Origin of the sequence: uncultured Parvibaculum sp. (genome assembly GCF_963975745.1) — a bacterium.
Taxonomy (GTDB): domain Bacteria; phylum Pseudomonadota; class Alphaproteobacteria; order Parvibaculales; family Parvibaculaceae; genus Parvibaculum.
In genome coordinates this window covers 13,009-35,165 of sequence record NZ_CAXBIB010000007.1, presented here as the reverse complement: position 1 = coordinate 35,165, position 22,157 = coordinate 13,009, and the positions used below count along the sequence as shown (strand labels likewise).

At 64.1% G+C, this 22,157-nt stretch carries 15 protein-coding genes; 9 read left to right on the top strand and 6 right to left on the bottom strand.

The features are described 5' to 3' along the window. Positions 1 to 16 precede the first annotated feature (16 nt). Complete coding sequence (locus tag AAC071_RS07300) at positions 17 to 1,069, bottom strand: DUF4892 domain-containing protein (protein ID WP_339831297.1); 1,053 nt, start codon at positions 1,067 to 1,069, stop codon at positions 17 to 19. A 146-nt stretch (positions 1,070 to 1,215) separates the two neighbouring features. Between AAC071_RS07300 and AAC071_RS07295 the strand changes: the two genes are divergently transcribed. The 7 genes from AAC071_RS07295 (at position 1,216) to AAC071_RS07265 (ending at position 9,875) form a co-directional block, all read left to right on the top strand. After that, the gene (locus AAC071_RS07295) at positions 1,216 to 2,790 is read left to right on the top strand and encodes an alpha/beta hydrolase fold domain-containing protein (RefSeq protein WP_339831296.1); all 1,575 of its coding nucleotides are present in this window, start codon (positions 1,216 to 1,218) and stop codon (positions 2,788 to 2,790) included. A gap of 156 nt (positions 2,791 to 2,946) precedes the next feature. Next, the gene (locus tag AAC071_RS07290; protein ID WP_339831295.1) at positions 2,947 to 3,891 is read left to right on the top strand and encodes a MoxR family ATPase; all 945 of its coding nucleotides are present in this window, start codon (positions 2,947 to 2,949) and stop codon (positions 3,889 to 3,891) included. Positions 3,892 to 3,897: 6 nt separating this feature from the next. Then, the gene (locus AAC071_RS07285) at positions 3,898 to 5,337 is read left to right on the top strand and encodes a VWA domain-containing protein (protein ID WP_339831294.1); all 1,440 of its coding nucleotides are present in this window, start codon (positions 3,898 to 3,900) and stop codon (positions 5,335 to 5,337) included. A 329-nt stretch (positions 5,338 to 5,666) separates the two neighbouring features. Next, positions 5,667 to 6,644, top strand: a complete 978-nt coding sequence (locus AAC071_RS07280; protein WP_339831292.1) for a DUF459 domain-containing protein — start codon at positions 5,667 to 5,669, stop codon at positions 6,642 to 6,644. After that, positions 6,613 to 7,881: a GDSL-type esterase/lipase family protein gene (locus tag AAC071_RS07275; RefSeq protein ID WP_339831289.1), complete on the top strand. Its 1,269-nt coding sequence runs from the start codon at positions 6,613 to 6,615 to the stop codon at positions 7,879 to 7,881. The genes AAC071_RS07280 and AAC071_RS07275 overlap by 32 nt, the downstream gene beginning before the upstream one ends. A 119-nt stretch (positions 7,882 to 8,000) precedes the next feature. Further along, positions 8,001 to 9,452 carry an MBOAT family protein gene (locus tag AAC071_RS07270; protein WP_339831288.1) on the top strand — a complete coding sequence of 484 codons (1,452 nt, stop codon included), beginning with the start codon at positions 8,001 to 8,003 and terminating at the stop codon, positions 9,450 to 9,452. Between the two features lie 9 nt (positions 9,453 to 9,461). After that, a complete protein-coding gene (locus tag AAC071_RS07265; RefSeq protein ID WP_339831286.1) occupies positions 9,462 to 9,875 on the top strand; it encodes a hypothetical protein in 414 nt (137 codons plus the stop codon). Here AAC071_RS07265 and AAC071_RS07260 read toward each other — a convergent pair. The 4 genes from AAC071_RS07260 to gltB form a co-directional block, all read right to left on the bottom strand. Further along, positions 9,872 to 10,198: an AzlD domain-containing protein gene (locus AAC071_RS07260; protein ID WP_339831285.1), complete on the bottom strand. Its 327-nt coding sequence runs from the start codon at positions 10,196 to 10,198 to the stop codon at positions 9,872 to 9,874. The two genes, AAC071_RS07265 and AAC071_RS07260, sit on opposite strands and share 4 nt — an antisense overlap. Continuing rightward, a complete protein-coding gene (locus AAC071_RS07255) occupies positions 10,195 to 10,905 on the bottom strand; it encodes an AzlC family ABC transporter permease (RefSeq protein ID WP_339831284.1) in 711 nt (236 codons plus the stop codon). The genes AAC071_RS07260 and AAC071_RS07255 overlap by 4 nt, the downstream gene beginning before the upstream one ends. Before the next feature lie 91 nt (positions 10,906 to 10,996). Further along, entirely contained in the window at positions 10,997 to 12,415 is a 1,419-nt protein-coding gene (locus tag AAC071_RS07250) for a glutamate synthase subunit beta (protein WP_339831283.1), read from the bottom strand. A gap of 5 nt (positions 12,416 to 12,420) precedes the next feature. Further along, positions 12,421 to 17,115 carry a glutamate synthase large subunit gene (gene gltB / locus AAC071_RS07245; protein WP_339831282.1) on the bottom strand — a complete coding sequence of 1,565 codons (4,695 nt, stop codon included), beginning with the start codon at positions 17,113 to 17,115 and terminating at the stop codon, positions 12,421 to 12,423. 599 nt (positions 17,116 to 17,714) lie between these two features. On the opposite strand from gltB, the gene AAC071_RS07240 reads away from it, so the two are divergent. Together AAC071_RS07240 and AAC071_RS07235 are read left to right on the top strand one after the other, a co-directional pair. Further along, positions 17,715 to 18,752, top strand: coding sequence for a beta-eliminating lyase-related protein (locus AAC071_RS07240; protein ID WP_339831281.1), 1,038 nt, complete (start codon positions 17,715 to 17,717; stop codon positions 18,750 to 18,752). Between the two features lie 85 nt (positions 18,753 to 18,837). Next, on the top strand, positions 18,838 to 19,272 hold the full coding sequence (locus AAC071_RS07235) for an Hpt domain-containing protein (protein WP_339831279.1): 435 nt from the start codon (positions 18,838 to 18,840) through the stop codon (positions 19,270 to 19,272). Here the strand turns inward: AAC071_RS07235 and AAC071_RS07230 are convergent. Next, entirely contained in the window at positions 19,269 to 21,812 is a 2,544-nt protein-coding gene (locus tag AAC071_RS07230) for an ATP-binding protein (RefSeq protein WP_339831277.1), read from the bottom strand. The genes AAC071_RS07235 and AAC071_RS07230 overlap by 4 nt on opposite strands. Positions 21,813 to 22,157 lie beyond the last annotated feature (345 nt).

Sequence of the window (22,157 nt, the reverse complement as noted above, 5' to 3'; positions counted from 1 at the left end):
CCTCCCGGTGTGACGTCTATTGCCGCACTAGTTCGACGCGGCGGTTGAGGGCGCGGCCCTCCTCGCTTTCGTTGCTTGCGACGGGCGACAGCAGACCGACGCCGGCCGCTTTCAGCCGCGCGGGCGCGATGCCGTGTTCGCTGGTCAGCGCCGCGACGACGCTTTCGGCGCGCCGCGCCGAGAGCGACATGTTGTGGTCGTAGGTGCCGCGGCTGTCGGTGTGGCCGACGACATAGAGCTTCAGCGCGCCGTCGTCCTTCAGCAGCCGGGCGATCTCGGTCAACGTTTCGCCGGATTCGGATTTGATGGTGGCGCTGTCGGTGTCGAAATAGATGCCGTAAAGCGCGATGCGGCCGGTCTCGGCGATCGCCTTGGCCATCGCCGCCGCTTCGACCAGCACCATGCGCTGTTCCATCTCGCCGGTCTCGATCACGTCGAGCAGCACCAGCGGTTTCAGCGCCGTTGCCTTGAAATGGTCGAAGCCCTCGATGGCGATGGCCAGCGAGACATAGACCGCGCCTTCCGGCCGGTCGAGCTTGGCCGTGAGGACGCGCACATCCTGCGGCTGCGAAAACGCATATTGCGTGATCTGCCCGCTATTGGTCAGGGCAACGCGCTTGATCAGCGCACTCGATATGATCGCAGAGCCGGCGCGCGGCGCATCGGGGCCGATGCCGCATTCGGAACCCTTGCAGTCAAAAAGGATGTCGAACCCCTTGTCCGCCAGTTCGGTCTTGTAGTTGCGCATCACTTCCAGCGTCGAGCGGCCTTCGGGCGCCACATAGAGAAGGCGCGTAAGCGCGCCCTCGACCGTTTGCGCCTGTGTCAGCTTCGCCGCGTTGCTCGTGTGCGGCCCTGTCGCGATGTCGAACTCGTCATAGGCCTGCGTGTGATAGCCGATGATGACGGCGTCCTCGTAGCGCTTGATCAGCGGGTGGTCGCTTGCACCGTCGACATCGGCGGCCTTGGCCGCACCCGCCAGCGCCAGGCCGGCAATGAGGACCAGGGCGGCGCGCCGCCAGACGCTTGCCGGCCGCGCCGGAGCGCATTTCTCGGTCTGCAATGTCATTTGTCGGCCCTCTCTGCTTGCGCCGGCGACGAAATCCGCCCCTTTTGACAAGGGGTAGGGCCAATTCGGCTATTCTGTCCTCATCACAAGTGATGATAGGGTTCCGGGAAAAGGGGGACTGCCGGTCCCCACTGGCCGGGGCGCCGATGGAGAACGCAGTCGAGACCAATCCTCTTGCCGAGGCGGCCGGGTTCCCGCGGCCGGCCGTCTGGTGCGGCGAGGCGGAAGCCGGCGGTCCGACGGTCCTCTATGTCTATGGCGGCACCTTCGCGATGAACCGGGGGCCGATGCATAGCGTCGTCGCCGATGCCGTCGCCCGCAATGCCCATGCCCGTGTGCTGTTGGTCGACTACCGGCTCGCCCCGGAGCACCCCTTTCCGCTCGCCATCGAGGACGTGGCCGCGACATACAAGGCGTTGCTGGCGCGCGGCGTCCTGCCCTCGAAGCTCGTCGTGATGGGCGACACGTCGGGCGCCGGCATCGCCCTTGCCGCCCTCGTTACGCTGCGCGACGAGGGCGCGCCGCTGCCGGCCGGCTTCGTTGCGCTCGCGCCCTGGGTCGATCTGACGATGTCGGGCGGTTCCTATGTCGAGAACATCCGCACCGGCCGCTTTGCCTCCGATGTCGAGGTGCTGGCCATGCTGACCATCGACTATCTGCAAGGCGCCGATCCGCGCCATCCGCTGGCCTCGCCGGTCTTCGGCGAGCTTTCGGGCCTGCCCGAAACCCTCATCCATGCCGGTGCCGACGACATTCTGCTCGACGATGCGCGACTGCTCGCAGAAGGGCTGCGCCGCGTCGGCGGCCGGGCGCATCTCCATGTCTGGCAAGGACTTCCCGACACCTGGCAGCGTCTGCAGCCGCTGTCGCCCCAGGCCGCGGCGGCGCTGGCCAGCATCGGCCAGTTCGTGCGGCGGCGCACGGGTGCGGCGGCGCGGACGGCGGCGGAGAAGCAGCATCTCAGCGATGCCTATGCGCGCCAGATGTCGGAATTCGTGCAGCCGCACATGACCGAACGGTTCGACCAGCTTTTCGAATGGGCACGCGATCACGATCCCGACTGGGTGTGGCATTTCATGGAGCGGCGGCTCGAATTCGGCGCCCTTGTCACGCAGGAGCAGATCGAGCACGACTGGCTGACGCTTCTTTTCGCCGACGCACCGGAGGCGATGCTGCTGCTCAGCACCAGCCGGCATGTCATTCTCGCCAATCGCCGGGCGCGCCGTGTGCTCGAGAACGGCAATGTCTTCATCCACAAGAACGGCAGGCTCAGCGGCGCCGATGCGCAGAGCGAAGAGGCGCTTTCGACTCTGATGGATCAGGCTTTCGGTCTGGTCAGTGCAGGAGACAATTTCGGTCCGGCCGACCGTTATGGCCGGGCCGTGAATGGCCGGGGCGAGGTTTTTCTCCTTCGCTGCGAGCGCATTCAGCCACCGGCCGACGGATCCGGCGCGCCGCCGATCGCGCTGCTCCGGATCTTCGAAGAAGGGCGCCGCCGCCGGATCGACCGCGATGCGCTGTCGGCCTGGTACGGGCTTTCGCCGCGCGAAGCGGAGCTTGCGGCGGCCTTTGCCGAAGGCTTGAGTCTTTCCGCCTTCGCGCGCGAGCAGGGTCTTTCGATGGCGACCGTCCGCTCGCATTTCTCGCATATCAAGTCGAAGCTCGGCGCGGCGGATCAGGCCGCCGTCGTCGGCAAGGTCATCCGCGCCGCCTTCGGGTGAGTAACGCCGTGTGCAGCGCCGTTCGGTGCCGCTCGCGCGGTGAACAGGGAGCCACCGCTTTGGCATTGCCCGAGCCCTGCACGCCTGTGTTACTCTTGCAGCAATCGCAACAGGTTAACGCAGGGAAGGGGCCGCTTTCCGCCCCTCGCAATTCGCTTGAGCACAGAACCGAAAAACGCCGTCGCCGAAATCGAAGCGGTCCGCAAGGGCTTCGAGACGCGCGGCTATATCTGCAACGCCCATATCGCCACCTCGATCTTTCTGGCCGAACGGCTGCAGAAGCCGCTGCTGGTCGAAGGTCCGCCCGGCGTCGGCAAGACTGAACTTGCCAAGGCCACCGCCGAACTGGTCGGCAAGCCGCTGATCCGGCTGCAATGCTACGAAGGTCTCGACGAGGCCAAGGCGCTTTACGAGTGGAAATACGGCAAGCAGCTTCTCTACACGCAGGTGCTGAAGGAAAAACTTGGCGATCTGATGGCCGGCGCAAACGGTCTCAAGGAGTCCATGACGCGGCTGCATGATTTCGACGACACGTTCTTCTCCGAGGAGTTTCTCGAGCCGCGGCCGCTCTTGAAAGCGCTGTGGCAGCCGGGCGGCGCGGTGCTGCTGATCGACGAAATCGACAAGTCGGACGACGAGTTCGAAGCCTTCCTGCTCGAGCTTCTGTCGGACTACCAGATTTCGGTGCCCGAACTCGGCACCATCAAGGCGCGCACCACGCCGATCGTGTTCCTGACGTCGAACAACACGCGCGAGATCGGCGACGCCCTGAAGCGCCGCTGCCTGCATCTCTACATTCCCTTCCCCGACACGGATCTCGAGCAGCGCATCATCCGTTCGCGCGTGCCGGAAGTGGAGGAAGAACTTCGCCGCCAGCTGGTCGCCTTCGTGCAGGGCTTGCGCACGCTCGACCTCAAGAAACTGCCGGCGGTCAGCGAAACCATCGACTGGGCGCGCACGCTCGTTCTGTTGCACGCCCGCGAGCTTGATGCCGATCTCGTCCGCAACACGCTCAACGTGCTGCTGAAATTCCAGGACGACATCGACAATGTCGACGGCGAGATCAATGCGCTGGTGACGAAAGCGGTGCAGGCGAGGTAGGGCGCCATGACCGAAGTCCTTGGCGATTTCATTCGCGCGCTGCGCTCGGCCGATGTCCGTGTCTCGACCTCGGAATCGATCGATGCCGGCCGTGTCGTCGGGCTTGTCGGTCTCGACGACCGCATGACGCTGCGCGATGCGCTCGGTCAGGTGCTGGCCAAAAGCGAGGACGAGAAGGCTGCCTTCGAGGAGACCTTCGACACCTTCTTCGCCTTCGACCAGTTCAAGTCGCGGCCGCCCGCCGCCAATGACGACCGCGCGGACAGCGCCGACGGCGCCGAAGCCGAAGGCGGTGAGGGCGAGGACGGGTCGCCGCAACAATCGGGCAGTCCGTCGGCGCCGGGCTCGGGCGGCATGTCGGGCGAACCGGGCGAGGGCGGTGAGCCCGCGCCCGCCACCGATCTTGCTTCGCTGCTCGAACGCGGCGATCAGGCCGAGTTGCAGATGGCACTGGCCGAAGGGGCGCGGCAGGCGCAGCTCAATCGTATCCGTCTCTTCACGCAACGCGGCATGTTCACGCGCCGCATCATGGAACTGATGGGGCTCGACGGTCTCAACGCGGAGATCGAGCGGCGCGAGCGCGCGGGCAATGCGCCGGGCGCCGAGCGTCTCTCGGATTTGCGCGAGGGCCTGCGCGGCCAGGTGCGCGACTATGTCGAAAAGCAGCTCGAAATCTTCACCGCCAATTCGGGCCGGCAGTTGCGCGAGGAGGTGCTGGCGCAGGTCCGGTTGTCGAATATCGACCGCTCCGACATGAAGATCATGCGCGAGCTGGTGCGCAAGATGGCCAAGCGCCTGATCGCGCTGCATTCGCGCCGCAAGAAAGTGTCGCGGCGCGGCGTGCTCGATGTGCGCCGCACGATCCGCGCCAATATCGAATATGACGGGCTGATGTTCCACACGGTCTGGAAGCGGACCAAGATCGACCGGCCGAAGGTGATGGCGGTCTGCGACGTCTCGGGTTCGGTCGCGCAGGTCGCGCGCTTCCTGCTGATGTTCCTCTATTCGCTGCAGGAGGTGCTGCCCGGCGTGCGCAGCTTCGCCTTTTCGGGCCAACTCGGCGAGACGACCTCGCTCTTCGAGCGCGAGAAGCTCGAAGAGGCGCTGGTCGAGGTGCTGCGCGATTTCGGCGGCGGCTCGACCGATTACGGACAGGCCTTCATGGATTTCGAGCAGATCGCGCTCGACGATGTCGATCACCGCACCACCGTTCTGATCCTTGGCGATGCGCGCTCGAACTACGGCGATCCGCGCGGCGACATCCTGAAGAAGATCCATGCCCGCGCGCGGCGTGTCGTCTGGCTCAATCCCGAACCGCGCACGATGTGGAATTCGGGCGACAGCGAGATGCGCAAGCTGCAGCCCTATTGCGACAAGGCGGTCACCTGCGCCTCGCTGAAGGACCTCGAACGGGTGGTTTCGGATCTGCTGCGCAGCGCCGTCTGAGTGGCGCGGATCGGTGTCTTGCGGCGAAACCGGGGACAAGTTTTTTCGCGGCGACTTATCCCCCGGGGACAAGTGCTGGCCGCGCCGTCGCGCCGCTCCTTTTGTGACAGATTTTTGACAGTTGCGTGACAGAGGGGGGCTTTGCCCTTTTTTGCGCTGTCGCATCGCTGTGCCGCGCTCTAGGCAATGGTGGCCCCACCGACTAGACTTTGTCCCGTTTTGAGGCGCGGGCCGGGGCACGGCCTCTGCAGGAATGTGGATGATGAAGCGCCGCAAGGTGGCGCAAAACGGCCCGTTCCGGGACGTTTTCGGGGTTTTCGGGGACAGCGATGCAAGCGCGCGCCGCAAAAGCGCAGGAAGATCAGGCTTGGCGCCTTGCGCTGATGGCAGGACTCGTACTGCCGTTGCTGCTGTTCTGGTGGGCTTCGGCGGCCGCCGAGCCGCTGCAGCTGACGCCGGTGCGCGTCGAAAGCGCGGCGCTGGTCGACAGCGATGAGCCGCCGCCCGTTGCCGAAAAGCCCGTTCAATCAAGACGTTACAACGTCGTCGTGATGGGCGATTCGCTCGGCGACGGGACATGGGCCGGGCTCTACCACGTGCTGCGACAGGACAAGCGCTTCACGGTCATCAAGAAATCGCGCGTCGCCACCGGCTTCTCGCGCGCCGATTATTACGACTGGAACGCAGCGGTGCGCGAGATCGCGGCCGAGACCCGGATCGACATCGCCGTCGTCGTGATGGGCACCAACGACCGCCAGCCGATCGTCGAAAAAGGCAAGCGCCATGCGCTTTTCGAGCCGGGCTGGCGCGAGATCTATGAGCGGCGCGTCGATCAGTTCACCGCGACGCTGCAGGCAACGGGGGCCCGTATCTACTGGCTCGAACTGCCGGTGATGCGCAGCCCGCGCTTCGGCGGCGACATGGCGCAGTTCAACCAGATCTTCGAAGATCGTGCCCGTGCCAATGGCGTTGCCTTCGTCAGCACCCAAGGCCTCGCGACCGATGAGAGCGGCGCCTACACGGCCTATGGTGCCGATCGTTTCGGCCGCACGCGGCTGTTGCGCGCCGAGGACGGTATTCATTTCACGATGCCGGGCTACGAATTGCTGGGTGCCCGCATGGCAGATGCCATACTGGCCGACATCGAAAGCGGATATGCGGCGGTTCGCGTCGCCGAGGCGGTGCCGCCGGTACCGGAAGTGCCCGCGGCTGTTGAATCCGTTGCCCGGGAGTCTTTCGTCTATGACACATCGGGCAGACGCCCCGGCCGATCCGATGACTGGCGCTGGACCGGCCCGGTCAACTGACGCGACCCGTATCGCCGCCATCTGTCTGGCAGCGGCACTTGTTGTCGCCTGTCTTCTGCCGCTCCCGGTTCGCGGCGACGACTGTCCGCCTGCGCCTGCGGAGCTTCAATCTTTTCATGCGGCGATCGCTGCCGTCGATGCCGGTGTCCGCACGTATCCTCTCACTGTGCTGCATCTCGGCGACAGCCATATCTCGCTCGATCATCTGACGCGCGCGCTGCGCCAGCGCTGGCAGGCCCGTTTCGGCGATGCCGGCCGCGGGCTGATGCCGGGCGTTCCCTTCCGTTACTACGCGCCGGACGGCTTCGAATTATCGATGGAGGGGCCCTGGTCCGTCGTTTCAAGCCTGCCGCAGGCGAGCGACGGGCCCTTCGGGCTGCAAGGATTCCGCGCTAGCGCCTCAGGGCCCGATGCTGTGGCGACGTTGCAGAGACCGGCGCCCTTCAACTCGATCACGCTGGAAGTCGCCGGGGGCCCCGATACCGGCGCTGTCATGCTGAAACTCGGCGACGCCGCGCCGTTCCGTCTGTCGACGCGGCGCGATGCGCCCGGGCTTGTCCGCCTGACCGTCCCGGCGGCATCGGGTCGCGCCGTGCTGCGGCCGGTCGGCAACGGGCCTGTCCATCTGCTCGGATGGTCGGTTGCACTTGCACCGGCCGATGGTCGTCCGGGCGTTCGCTATGACAGTCACGGTATCGTCGCGGCGACGGCCGCCGTGTCGACGCGCTGGGACGAAGGAATCGTCGCGGCGCAACTTGCGGCGCTGAAGCCCGATCTCGTCATTCTCGGATATGGCACCAATGAGGGCTTCGGCGATGGTCTCGACAGGGGCGCCTACAAGGCGCTGGTCGGCGGGTTGATGGACCGTATCGCGTCCGCGGTCCCGGACGCGTCGTTCGCCTTGCTGGGTCCGTTTGACGGCGCCAGGCAGGGGAAGGGCGAGCCCTGCGGCGATGGCTGGGCGACGCCGCCCCGGCTTGCCTCCGTGCGCGCGGCTCTGCAGGAGCTTGCGGATGAAAGAGGTGCCTGGTTCTGGGACGGCGCCGACGCAATGGGCGGGCGCTGCGCCGTGCATCGCTGGGCCATGGCGGAGCCGCCTCTGGCCTATGCCGACCGGGTGCATTTGCGGCCCGCCGGCGCGGCACTTCTCGGCGAGGCGTTATGGACCGCACTTATGGCCATGCGTACGGGGACCGAAGGAGCGTTCTGCCGGCCGGCCGCCATCTCGGGTGGTTAACCATAAGTTAAGGGAAACATTGAGCTTTTCCACCCGTGCGGGGATGATGGCCAGGATCCGTCATGCCCCCCTGATGGTTGACTGGGCGAGATGCATTCGGGCGCAAGCGACGGGGCGGCATGCTTTTTCCGACCATAGAGTTCGGGATTTTTTTCCTGATCGTTTTTACGGTCAGCTGGGCCGCGCGCTGGACGCCGCATTGGCGCAAGCTTGTGCTGCTCGCCGCCAGCTATTTCTTCTATGGCTGGTGGGACTGGCGGTTCATGGGGCTGCTGCTGGTCTCGACGCTGATCAACTATGCCGCCGGGCTCGCGCTGGCCCGCACCGCGCATCCGGTGCTGCGCAAGCTTGTGGTTACCTGTGCGGTGGCGGGCGGTCTCTCTATCCTCGGATTCTTCAAATACTACGGCTTCTTTCTCACCTCTCTGTCGACGCTGCTCGAAATGGCCGGGCTCGAACGCGATCTGCCTTTCATGCAGGTGATCCTGCCGGTCGGCATTTCCTTCTTTACCTTTCAGGGCATCTCCTATGTCGTCGACGTCTATCGCGGTCATGTGCGGCCGGAGCGCTCGCTCGCCAATCTGATGCTGTACATCTCCTTCTTCCCGCAGCTCGTCGCGGGTCCGATCGTGCGCGCGGCCGATTTCCTGCCGCAACTTCATCGGGCACCCGCGCTGACCCGCGCCCATGTCGGTGTCGGCACCGTGCTGATCCTGTCAGGCCTCGCCAAGAAGATGCTGATCGCCAACTATCTGGCGACCGAACTTGTCGATCCGGTGTTTTTCGACCCGACTGCGGTCGGTGCGCTCGACCTCCTGATCGGTGTCTATGGATACGCGATCCAGATCTATTGCGACTTCTCGGGCTATAGCGACATCGCCATCGGCGTCGCCGCGTTGCTCGGCTATCGCTTCCTCGAGAATTTCAACCAGCCCTACCGGGCTTCGAGCCTGCAGGATTTCTGGCGGCGCTGGCACATTTCGCTGTCCACCTGGCTGCGCGACTATCTCTACAAGCCGCTGGGCGGCAACCGACACGGCGAAGCGAAGACCTATCGCAATCTGTTTCTTACCATGTTCCTCGGCGGCATCTGGCACGGTGCAGCCTGGACCTTTGTCTTCTGGGGCGCCTTTCACGGCGGCATGTTGGCCATCGAGAGATACGCGCGGCGCAAGCTCGACGCGTTTGCGCCACCCGACGGCGATCCCGGCGGGTTTGTTAGCGCCGTCGGCCATGCTGCACAGCATGTCGTTGGCGTCGTCTGGACGTTCCATCTGGTCTGCTTCGCCTGGATATTCTTTCGCGCCGACAGTTTCTCGACGGCCGGCAGCTATGTTGCGGGCTTTGCGCGCTGGTCCGATCCCAGCCTTTACGCGACGCCGTTCCTGGTCGGCCTGATCGCGCTTGCGATGGTCTTCCAGTTCACGCCGCGCGATCTTGGGCGTTGGCTGGCGCAGGGCCTTCAATGGTTGCCGTCGCCGGTTCTCGGGCTCATCCTCGGCGGCGGCATCTGGGTGATCTGGGCCGTCGCGCCCGAAGGCGTTGCGCCATTCATCTATTTTCAGTTCTGAGGCCGAAACATGCTGGACCTCATTCGCGAAATCGAAACTGACCTCGAGGATGGCTGGGAAGCGGCCTCGCGTGTCGAGTTGCAGATGGCCGAGCATACGCGGCGTGCCGTCGCCCGGTTTGCGCGGGCGCTCTGGATCACGGCGGCATTGCTGCTGGTGCTCAACAGCGAGCGGCTCGTCACATGGACCAACGGGTTCGGCGTCGGGCCGGTGCAGGATACGATTGTGGCGTTGTCGACCGCCTGGAACGGGCAGATGCAGCAGGCGGGTGTCGGCGCAATGTCGATCGCGGCGCGCGACAAGATGAACGAGTGGCGCATGACGCGTTGGCGCGATGTCGAGATCCGGTTCGATAGCGAGGCGCGCCGCGCTCGCGAAGGCGCGAAATTTCTCCGTGGGGTGCTTGACGAAGGAACCGGCTAGAGCAGCGCTTGCAGCGCCCACAGCGTTGCCATGCCGACGGCCAGTGTGGCCAGGACGCTTCGGGTCATCCAGGCAATCAGAGCCGCAATGACGCAGGCAATCAGACGCGGATTGTCGAGGGAAGCATCGAGTTCGCCCGCCGGCATGCGCAAGGCCGCCGGCAGAATGATGGCGCTCAGGACGGCGGCCGGCACGAAACGCAGAGCACGCGTCATCGCATCGGGCAGGGCCATGCGGCCCGACAAGCCGATGAAGGAAAACCTCAGAACGAAGGTGCCGATGCCAATGGCAGCAATCACCAGCCAGAGCGTCGTTATGGTCATTTGCGTTCTCCCCTGGCGGCGTAACGCGTTTCGACAAGATAGCCGGCTGCAATGCCGCAGGCGGCCGCAACAAAGAGCCCCAGATTGAAGACAAGGCCTGCAGCGATGACCGCGACGGCTGCACCTGTCGCCGCTGCCGCGGCGGTGGCCCGGTCGCGGATGCCGGGCACCAGCAGGGCGAGAAAACTCAGCGGCACGAAGAAATCGAGCGACCAGCTTGGCGGCACGCGGCTTCCGAGCAGGAATCCGGCCGCGGTTGCGCTCAGCCAGACGATCCACATCGCGACGGCGCCGCCCAGATAGAAGCGCGCCTTCGCCGCCGAATCCGCGCTGCCCGCCGCGCCATATCGTGCGACTGTCAGTGCGTAGGACTGATCGGTCATCAGGTAGGCCAGAAGCGCGCGGTGGCGCAATGAAAGGCCGGTGAAATGTGAGGCAAGCGAGGCGCTGTACATTGCAAAGCGCAGATTGACGACGAGGCCGGTCAGGACAATGATCAGAGCCGGTGCCGCCACCGCGACCAGTTGCGTTGCCGCCAGCTGAGCGGCGCCGGCATAGATCACGACCGACTGTCCGATTCCTGCAGCCGTGCCGAATCCGGCTTCGGCCGCAACGGCGCCCGCGATCATGCCGAACGGCACAGCGCCGGGCAGCAGCGGCAGCATGGCCCGAATGCCATCAAAATAGTCGCCATATGCGGATTTCATTTTCCCCGGTTCCCTTCCGGTTTTCCTTGCATGAAAAAGGCCCCTGCGAGCATTCTCACAGGGGCCTTTCCGTTTCGATCCGCGCCTGCGGTCAGCGCGGCAATACGGTTTCCCCCATCAGGAACAGGTCTACCTCGCGGGCAGCCTGCCGGCCTTCGCGGATCGCCCATACCACAAGCGATTGGCCGCGGCGCATGTCGCCAGCTGCGAAGATTTTCTCGAGCGACGATCTGTAGGTCGCCGTATCGGCAGCGACGTTGCCGCGCTTGTCGAGCTCGACGCCGAGCTCCTTCAGCATGCCTTCATGCACCGGATGCACGAAGCCCATGGCCAGCAACACGAGATCGGCCTTGATTTCGAATTCGGAACCGGGGATCGCCTGCATCTTCTCGTCGACGCGGACACATTCGATGGCGCGGACATGACCGTCCGTGCCGAGAAGGCGCCGCGTCATCACCGCAAAGTCGCGGGTCGCGCCCTCGGCCTGACTCGAGGAGGTGCGCATCTTCAGCGGCCAGTCGGGCCAGGTCAGCAGCTTGTTTTCCTTTTCCGGCGGTGCCGGCATGATTTCCAGCTGTGTCACCGACACGGCCCCCTGGCGGAACGAGGTGCCGATACAGTCCGAGCCCGTGTCGCCGCCGCCGATGACGACAACATGCTTGCCGCCGGCCAGGATCGGTTCGACCTGTCCGATCGGCTCGTCGGAGACGCGCCGGTTCTGCTGCGGCAGGAATTCCATTGCGAAATGAACGCCGGAGAGGTTGCGCCCCTCGACCTCGAGATCGCGCGGCTTTTCCGCCCCGCCGGTCAGCAGCACGGCGTCGAATTCGCGATCGAGTTCCTTTGCGCTCTTGTTGACGCCGATATGGGCGCCGTAGTGGAAAACCACCCCTTCCGCTTCCATCTGTGCGATGCGGCGATCGATGTGGTGTTTTTCCATCTTGAAGTCAGGGATGCCGTAACGCAGCAGGCCACCGGCCTTGGCCTGACGCTCGAACACATGGACCTCATGGCCGCGCCGCGCGAGCTGCTGGGCGGCGGCCAGTCCGGCCGGACCCGCGCCGACAATGGCGACCTTCTTCCCGGTCCTGGCTGAAGGCCGTTGCGGTTGAATCCAGCCCTCCTTCCAGCCGCGATCGACAATGGCGCATTCGATCGTCTTGATCGTCACGGGCGCTTCGGTGAGGTTCAGCGTGCAGCTTGCTTCGCAGGGCGCCGGGCAGATGCGCCCGGTGAATTCCGGAAAGTTGTTGGTCGAATGAAGGTTGCGGCAGGCTTCTTCCCAGTCGGAATGATAGACGAGGTCGTTCCAGTCCGGGATCTGATTGTTGACCGGACAACCATTGTGACAATAGGGAATACCGCAATCCATGCAGCGCGCCGCCTGGTCGCGCACGGCTTCCTCGGCAAGCGGGATGACGAACTCGTTGTAATTCCTGACGCGGTCGGCGGCCGGCAGGTACTTGCGGTCCTGCCGATCGATTTCCAGGAAACCGGTGATCTTGCCCACGACTCTTATTCTCCTGCTGCGGCCATTGCCTGCGCGGTTTCCTGCGCCTGCTTCATTTCCCTGAGGGCGCGGCGATATTCCACCGGCATCACCTTGCGGAACCTGGGTAGCATGGCCTCCCAATCGTCCAGAATTGCGCGCGCGCGCGACGAGTTGGTGTAGCGCGCATGGTTTTCGACCAACTGGCGCAGGCGTTCGGCGTCGAAGCGCGTCATGTCGCTCATCACGTCGACACGGCCATGGCTTTCGAGATCGCCGGTCTGGTGGCGACGCCGCTCCATGATGTCGTGTTCTTCCTTCACCGGTTCGAGATCGACCATGGCGAGATTGCAGCGCCGCTCGAACATGCCGTTCTCGTCAAGCACATAGGCAATGCCACCCGACATGCCGGCAGCGAAGTTGCGTCCGGTTTCGCCGAGCACAACGACGATGCCACCGGTCATGTATTCGCAGCCGTGATCGCCGGTCCCTTCGACGACGGCGATGGCCCCTGAATTGCGCACGGCGAAACGTTCACCGGCGACACCGCGGAAATAGCATTCGCCTGCAATGGCGCCGTATAGAACGGTGTTGCCGACGATGATGCTCTTTTCCGGCACGATGCGCGCATTGGCCGGCGGATAGACGATCAGCCGACCGCCGGACAGGCCCTTGCCGACATAGTCGTTGGCCTCACCTTCCAGTTCCAGCGTCACGCCGGCTGCAACCCAGGCGCCGAAGCTCTGACCGGCCGTGCCCTTGAACTTCACATGGATGGTGTCGTCGGGCAGGCCGGCATGGCCGTGACGCTTTGCGATCTCGCCGGAAAGCATGGCGCCGGTCGTGCGGTCGGTATTGCGGATAGGCATCTCGATCTGCACCGGCTTGCGGGCTTCGATCGCATCCTTCGCCGCCGCGATCAGCTTGCGATCCAAGACATCGGCGACCTTGTGGTCCTGAGTCTCGCAATGATGAATTGCGACGCCTTCCGGTGCTTCGGGCTTGTGGAAGAGCCTCGAGAAATCGAGACCCTTGGCCTTCCAGTGCTCGACGATCTTGCGCTTGTCGAGCATCTGCATCTGGCCGATCATTTCATCGAACTTCCGGTAGCCCATCTCGGCCATCAGCTCGCGCACTTCCTCGGCGACGAAGAAGAAGTAGTTGATGACATGTTCGGGCGTACCGACGAAACGCTTGCGCAGTTCAGGGTCCTGCGTGGCGACGCCGACCGGGCAGGTGTTGAGATGGCACTTGCGCATCATGATGCAGCCGGCGGCGATCAGCGGCGCCGTCGCAAAGCCGAATTCATCGGCGCCGAGAAGGGCGCCGATGACGACGTCACGGCCCGTCCGCAGCCCGCCATCGGCCTGCACCGCGATGCGGCCGCGCAGATGGTTCATCACCAGCGTCTGATGCGTTTCGGCAAGGCCGATCTCCCAGGGGGAGCCGGCATGCTTGATCGAGGTCAGCGGCGAGGCCCCTGTGCCGCCCTCGAAGCCCGAGATCGTCACGTGATCGGCGCGGGCCTTCGATACGCCCGCGGCGACCGTTCCGACGCCGACTTCCGAGACCAGCTTGACGGAAATCTGCGCCTTGGGGTTGGTGTTCTTCAGGTCGAAAATCAGCTGCGCCAGATCCTCGATCGAGTAGATGTCGTGATGCGGCGGCGGCGAGATCAGGCCGACGCCGGGCGTCGAATGACGCACCTTGGCGATCACCGCGTCGACCTTGTGGCCGGGCAGCTGCCCGCCTTCGCCGGGCTTTGCGCCCTGCGCCATCTTGATCTGGATCATGTCGGAATTGACCAGATACTCGGTGGTCACGCCGAAGCGGCCCGAGGCGACCTGCTTGATCGCCGAACGCATGCTGTCGCCGTTGGCGAGCGGCGTGAAGCGATCGACTTCTTCGCCGCCTTCGCCGGTGTTCGACTTGCCGCCGATGCGGTTCATCGCGAGCGCGAGCGTGGTGTGCGCCTCTCGGCTGATCGATCCGTACGACATGGCGCCGGTCGCGAAACGCTTGACGATCTCGGAGGCGGGTTCCACTTCATCCAGCGAAACCGGATCGCGGCCCACATCCTCGGCCTTCCTGATCTCGAAAAGCCCCCGGATCGTCAGCAGGCGCTCGTTCTGCTCGTTGATCTGTCGTGCGAAAGCCCGGTACTTGTCCTGGCTGTTGCCGCGCACCGCATGCTGCAGGTCGCGGACGCTGTCCGACGTCCATGCATGATCCTCGCCGCGGACACGATAAGCGTACTCGCCGCCGACATCGAGCGCGTTGCGCAGCACCGGTGCATCCGAGAAGGCCAGCTTGTGGCGACGCAGGGTTTCCTCGGCAACCTCTTCGATGCCGACGCCCTCGATCATCGAAACCGTGCCCGTGAAATACTTCTGCGTGAAGTCGGATCTCAGGCCGATGGCATCGAAGATCTGCGCACCGCAATAGGACTGATAGGTCGAGATGCCCATCTTGGACATGACCTTCAGCAGGCCCTTGTCGACGGCCTTGATGTAGCGCTTTTCGGCTTCCTGACGCGTCAGTCCTTCATCGAGATCGGGCAGCATCTCGATCAGTGTCTCGAAGGCGAGATAGGGATTGATCGCTTCGGCGCCATAACCAGCGAGACAGGCGAAGTGATGCACCTCACGGGCTTCGCCCGTCTCGACCACCAGCCCGACCGAGGTGCGAAGGCCGTGGCGGATCAGGTGGTGATGCACGGCCGAGGTCGCAAGCAATGCCGGAATGGCAACGCGATCGGCGGATACCAGGCGGTCCGACAGGATGACGATGTTGTAGCCTTGCGTGACGGCTTCTTCGGCACGTGCGCAGAGCCGTTCCAGCATGTCGGCCATTTCGCCGGCGCCGCGCTTCACGTCATAGGTGATGTCGAGCGTCTGGGTGCGGAAATGGTTGTCGGCGACCTCGCCGATCATGCGAATCTTCTCGAGATCCTCGTTGGTCAGGATCGGCTGTCGTACTTCCAGGCGCTTGACCTGCGACATGCCTTCGAGGTCAAGCAGGTTCGGACGCGGTCCGATGAAGGACACGAGCGACATCACCAGTTCCTCGCGGATCGGGTCGATCGGCGGGTTGGTCACCTGCGCAAAGTTCTGCTTGAAATAGGTATAGAGCAGCTTCGACTTCGAGGAGAGGGCCGAAATGGGCGTGTCGGTTCCCATCGAGCCGACCGCCTCCTGTCCCTCTGTTGCCATCGGCGCCATCAGGAACTTCAGGTCTTCCTGCGTGTAGCCAAAGGCCTGCTGGCGATCGAGCAGCGAGGCGTAGATCGGCTGCCGCGCCGGGTGCAGGGGAGCCGGCATCTCTTCGAGATGAATCTGGGTTGCGTTCAACCACTGCTGATAGGGATGCAGTCTGGCGAGTTCAGCCTTGATCTCGTCGTCGGAAATGATGCGGCCCTGTTCAAGGTCGATCAGCAACATGCGGCCCGGCTGCAGACGCCACTTCTCGATGATCTTTTCTTCCGGCGCGGGCAATACACCCATTTCGGAGGCCATCATCACCAGGCCGTCATCGGTCACATAGTAACGTGCCGGCCGCAGGCCGTTGCGATCGAGCGTCGCGCCAATCTGCCGGCCGTCCGTGAAGGCGACGGCAGCAGGGCCGTCCCAGGGTTCCATCAGCGCGGCGTGATATTCGTAGAAGGCGCGCCGTTCGGCATCCATCAGCGGATTCCCCGCCCAGGCTTCCGGGATGAGCATCATCATTGCATGCGACAGCGAATAGCCGCCCATGACCAGCAATTCGAGCGCATTGTCGAAGCAGGCGGTATCCGACTGTCCCTCGACCGCGATCGGCCAGAGCTTTTTCAGGTCGTCGCCCAGGAGTTCCGACCGCATCGACGAGTAGCGCGCCTGGATCCAGTTGACGTTGCCGCGCTTGGTGTTGATCTCACCATTGTGGCAGATCATGCGGAAGGGATGGGCGAGGCTCCATGTCGGAAAGGTGTTGGTGGAGAAGCGCTGATGCACCAGTGCCAGCGCCGTCACCATTTCGGGGTCGGAGAGGTCCTTGTAGTACTGACCGACCTGCGCGGCGAGCAGCATGCCCTTGTAGACAAGTGTGCGCGACGAGAGCGAGGCGATGTAGAGCCCCCTGGGGATCGCGCCCGTTTCGTGGAACAGCGTGTTGAAGATACGCTTGCGGATCACGAAGAGCTTGCGTTCGAAAGCATCCTGGTCGGCACATGCCGGGCCGCGTCCGACAAAGAGATGACGATGGAAGGGCTCGGTCGGCTTCACCGAATAACCGAGATCGGAATTGTCGACCGGCACGTCGCGCCAGCCGAGGAAGACCTGCCCCTCTTCGGCAATGACTTTCTCGGTCAACGCACAGATCTTTGCGCGCTCGGCATCATCCTTCGGCAGAAACATGTGGCCGACGCCATAATGGCCCTCGGCCGGCAGTTCAAAACCGAGCTTCTTTGCTTCGCGGCGGAAGAAGGTGTCGGGAATCTGGATCAGAATGCCGGCGCCGTCGCCAGCCTTCGGGTCGGCGCCGACGGCACCGCGATGCTCGAGGTTCTCGAGAATCCGCAGACCGTCCTCGACCATCTTGTGCGATTTGATGTTGTGGATGTTCGCAACAAAGCCGATGCCGCAGGCATCGTGTTCGTTGCGGGGGTCATAGAGGCCTTGTGCGTCCGGAAGCCCGGCATGAACTGCCGCGGCCTGTCCGTCCATCTGTTCGCGCTCTTGCGTCATACCCGTCCATCCTTCACCCGGACCCGCCGCGCCGGGGGTGCGTTCCCCGTGCCAAGGCAGGTCGCCTCGATCGTCATCAATTCCCCGGCCGCGCATCGCCTTGCCCCCGGCGCCCGTTTCAGGCCGGAGCCCCGGTTCGTCGGGGCGGGGGACGCTAGCGGATCGCGCGCGTTATCGCAAAAGCCCCGGCCGAATCCGACGAGGCACATCATTGCCGGATCGCTCTTCGCGGTCCGATGAGCGGTACGCGCCGGAGTCCGGCTCAAGGCCAACACACTCCCTTCGCGTACCCTTGCAGTGCCGTCATCGCTGACGGAGCTTTCTGCTGGGTGCTCCCTGTTGCCCGGAGCGGGGGCTTACTGATCGGCGTGCCATACTCAATTTCGGCCAGCCGACCGGGCCGGGAAAGCCGCACTTTTCCAGCCGCGCGATCATGCCAGACCGGGGGTCTTGAATCAAGCAAATAAGACAGGGATACTGACCTATAACTTGTCTTGTGGAATCAAGGCGTTAGTGCCGAAATTGCCCTGCGAGGTGGTTCCGGCGGTTGCTTTTCATCTGCCGGCAGCCGTGCGCCGGCACCGGATGGAAAAGGGAAGATGGATTTCACGAGTGACAATGCGGCGGGCGCCGCTCCCCAGATTCTGGATGCGCTGGCACGGGAAAATGACGGGACGGCCGCTTCCTATGGTGCGGACGGGGTGACCGCGCGCCTGAGCCGCCGGTTCGCGGCGATCTTCGAACGCGAGGTTGCGGTCTTTCCGGTCGTCACCGGGACGGCCGCCAACGCCCTGGCGCTGGCGGCCGTGACGCCGCCACATGGCGCCGTTATGTGCCATGAGCTGGCCCATGTGCATGTCGATGAATGCGGCGCGCCCGAGATGTTTTCGGGCGGGGCGAAGCTGGTGCCGCTTTCGGGGCCGGGTGCCCGGATCGATCCGGCGGCGCTGGAGGCCGCGCTGGCGGCACTCCCGGCCGGCATCGTGCATCATGTGCAGCCGGCCGCCCTGACCGTCACGCAATCGACCGAACTCGGTGCCGTCTATACGCCCGACGAGATCGGCGCACTTGCCGAAATCGCGCGGGGACGGGGTTTGCGCGTGCATATGGATGGGGCGCGGTTTGCCAATGCCGTGGCAGCGCTCGGGCTGACCCCTGCCGAAATCACATGGAAGGCCGGCATCGAGATCATGTCGTTCGGTGCGACCAAGAACGGTGCGCTGGCCGCCGAGGCCGTCATCGTCTTCGATCCGGATCTGGCACGCGACCTTGCCTTCCGGCGGAAACGGGCGGGACATCTTTTGTCGAAGATGCGGTTTCTGTCGGCCCAGCTCGAGGCCTATCTCGAGGACGGATTGTGGCTCGCGCTGGCTGCCCATGCCAATGCCATGACGGCACGGCTCGCGGCGGGGCTTGCGGCTCTGCCCGGGGTGGCGCTTCACCTCCAGCCGCAGGCCAACGAAATATTCGTCCGTTTGCAGATGGAAGTCATCGCCAGACTCAAGGGCGGAGGTGCGCGCTTTCATCCATGGCCGATGCCGGGGGACGATGCGCAGGCCCGTACCGTCAGGCTCGTGACCTCATTTCAGTCTCAGGCATCCGAAATCGACGCCTTTCTGGCGCTTGCGCGCGGCTGATGCGGTCACCCTCAAGATTTCCTTAATGCTCACCCGGTAGCTTTTCAGCAGGACCGTGTGCGGTCCGGCAATCGTGGGTGGAGCAATGGCAATTCCCAAGGACGAAGCGACGGGCGACTACGGATCGCTGATCGCGCAGGCCGAGGCCGCGGTCGAGGCGCTGCGCGATACCTATCGGGTGCAGCTTGCTGAGGACATCGCGGCGCTCGAGGAAGTCTGGGCCCGCGTCGAAGGCGGTGCGCCGGCCGACGAAGCGCTCGCCGAAATGCACAGCATCGCTCACAACATCAAGGGGCAGGGCGGGTCGTTCGGCTATGACCTTGTCACCGTGATCGGCGCCTCTTTCTGTGACTATCTGCGCAGCGGCACACGGGTCTCACCCGAAGAGCGCAATATCGTCAACATGCATATCCGTATGCTGAAGACGGTTTCCGACAACAACATTGCCGGCGACGGCGGGGAAACCGGCCAGCGCATTGCCGAGAAGCTTCGTGCATTGACGGGGCGCGGCGAAATCTAGCCGGTCATCCGGTCCAGTTCATCCAGCATATCTGCCAGAGGATCGGCCGCATCCGTCGCCGATTGCGGCTCCGCGGCGGTTTGCGCCACGTCGATCGTCGGGGGCGTCGACAGGCGGCGCTGCGTTGTGCGTTCGATCTCGGCGACCAGCAGGTCGATCTTGAAGGGCTTCGAGACGAAGCCGTCCATGCCGGCCGCGATATAGGCCTCGCGGTGGCCGTCCATCGCATGTGCGGTGACGGCGACGATCGGAATATCGTGCCAGGGTTCGTCGAAGCTCCGGATCACCTTCGTCGCCTGGATGCCATCCATCAAAGGCATCTGGATATCCATCAGGATCAGGTCGAAGCGGTTCTCGCGCAGGCGTCGGATGGCTTCGACGCCGTTCTCGGCAATCGTCAGGTCGTGCCCGAGGCGCTCCATCACGGCCATCATCAGCTTCTGGTTGACCGGCTGATCTTCGGCCAGCAGGACTCTCAGGGGACGCTGCTCATTTTCCGTTTGCGCGGGCGTCTCGTCCCGGTGCTGCGGCGCGGCCGCGGGTGACGACTCGACCAGCTGGACGGGGAGGCGGACGCGGAAAGTGCTGCCCTTGCCTTCCTGGCTTTCGACCGAAATCGTGCCGTTCATCAACGTGGCCAGTTCGCGTGCGATCGCCAGACCAAGACCCGTGCCGCCATAGGTGCGCGAGATCGACGAGTCGGCCTGCTGAAAGCGTGTGAAGAGCTGCGGCAGCATCGCGTCGGGAATGCCGATGCCGGTATCGCGCACGGTGAAAAGCAGTTCCATCGCGTCGGCTTCGCGGTCGGGTTTGGCGTCGAGGCTCACGTCGACCCGGCCCTCGGGTGTGAACTTGATCGCATTGCCGATCAGGTTGAAGAGGATCTGCCGAAGGCGGGTGGCGTCGCCGATGATGCAGTCCGGCACATTGTCGCTGATCTCGACATTCAGCGTCAGGCGCTTCTCCTCGGCATTGGGGCGCATCACCTCGACCACCGTCTCGATGATCTCGTGCGGCCTGGTGACTTCGTTCTCGAGAACCATTCGGCCTGCCTCGAGCTTCGACAGGTCGAGAATGTCGTTGAGGATCGTGAGCAGGCATTCGCCCGACTCGCGGATCATTTCGACGCGCTCGCGCTGTGCCGGCGGTATTTCGCTGGAGAGCATGAGATCCGCGATGCCGATCACACCGTTCATCGGGGTCCTCAGCTCATGGCTCATCGTGGCAAGAAAGGCCGACTTGGCGCGATTGGCGTTTTCGGCGGCTTCCTTGGCGCTGGAGAGTTCCTGCGTCGAGCGCGCCAGATTGGCGCGTTCCTGCTCGAGCTGGCGATAGGTGACCTGAAGGTCGAGAACGCGATCCTGCAGTTCCTGCCGGCTGCGCGTCAGAGCGATCTCGGTGTCCTTTGTCGCCGTGATATCGTTTTCGATTACGATGAAATTCCGGATCGCTCCGTCGGCATCGCGGATCGGCCGGGCCTCGATGGCAGCCCAGTATTGCTTTCCGTCCCGCGTCAGGCCGATCGTTTCGACATTGCGCGCCTCGCCATCGGCGACGCTCGCGGCCAGGATCGTCGGGGCGCTGGCGCCGGCATGGTCGGTCAGAATTTCGCGTGGTGTCCGGTTCTCGATGTCGCGCTGCGAAAAACCGGTCATGCGGGCATAGCCGGCATTGACCCAGGCGATGCGGCCGTCCTTGTCTGCGATCAAAACGCCGGCATCGGTACCGTTGGCGACCAGCGCCAACTGTTCGTTCTCGCGCAAGCTTGTCTGCAACTGTCCGAACACGCGGTCGAAGAGGCCCGCCAGATCGCCGAGTTCGTTCTTCGGCATGTCGACCGGCGTGTCGAAACGGCCGGTGGTCCGGCTTGTGCGGACTGCATCTGCGAGTCTGGTAATCGGCCCGATGACCGCGCGATGCAGAAGGAAGAACAGCACAAGGGTCATAATGGCGGCGGTTACGCCGCGCCGCAAAACGGCGCCGGTGATCGAAGCGGCAAGCTCGGACCGGGCCGGCCGCAAGTCGACAACGGTGACTGTACCGATGCCTTCCTCGGGCAGTGCCGCGACATGCGCCCAGCCGTCGACGCCGCCGGTCTTCACCTCGAAGCTGGAGGCGCGGCCTTCCGCAAAACTCAGGCGGATGGCCTCGCGAATATCCGGATCGGCAAGGAAGGCAGCGGTATCTTCGATGCGCGCGGCGCCCTTGCCTGCCAGCGGGAGCGCGGCCGCATCGACCAGATAGACTGCCAGCAGATCGGAATGCCAGCGCACTTCTCGCGTGACGGCCTGACTTGCTTCGGCGATGCCGAAATCGTGATCCAGGACCGAACGCATTGCGAGGTGATCGCTCACCGAGGATGCGCGCTGCGACACATGGTCGAACATCATGCCGCGGAGATGGCGGTAGTCGAGAATCGACTGCACGGCGCTGATCAGCACCAGCAACAGGAACATCTTCAGCGCGAGGTCGCGCGCCGTCGGCCCGATCAACGAGCGAAGCGAACTGGCTCCAATGGCGGGTTTGATGCTGTCGCCCATGTCCCCGTCGGTATTTCTGTCTGTCGAGAAGGCGTTTCGGCCTTGCCGACAACGGGCCGCATGGCCCCTCCCCGCATCCCCCGGATACGGTGAAATATTGATAGCAGAGGGTAGGTTAAGGCCACCCTAAGGGCGGACTTGGATTTGCCTGGAAAATGATCGGTTTTAGTCTTTATTTTCAAGGCTTTGGGCGTTGGCGGCCCGCCGGCTTTTCGCGGGCATCGCCCGCACCCGGCGTTGAGGGAAATGTCGACATCCGATACTGCACGACGCGCTTCGGAAGGTTGCGGGACGGCCCGGGACACATGCGGGACGCCGAACGGTGTCCGCCGGTGATCTCGCCGC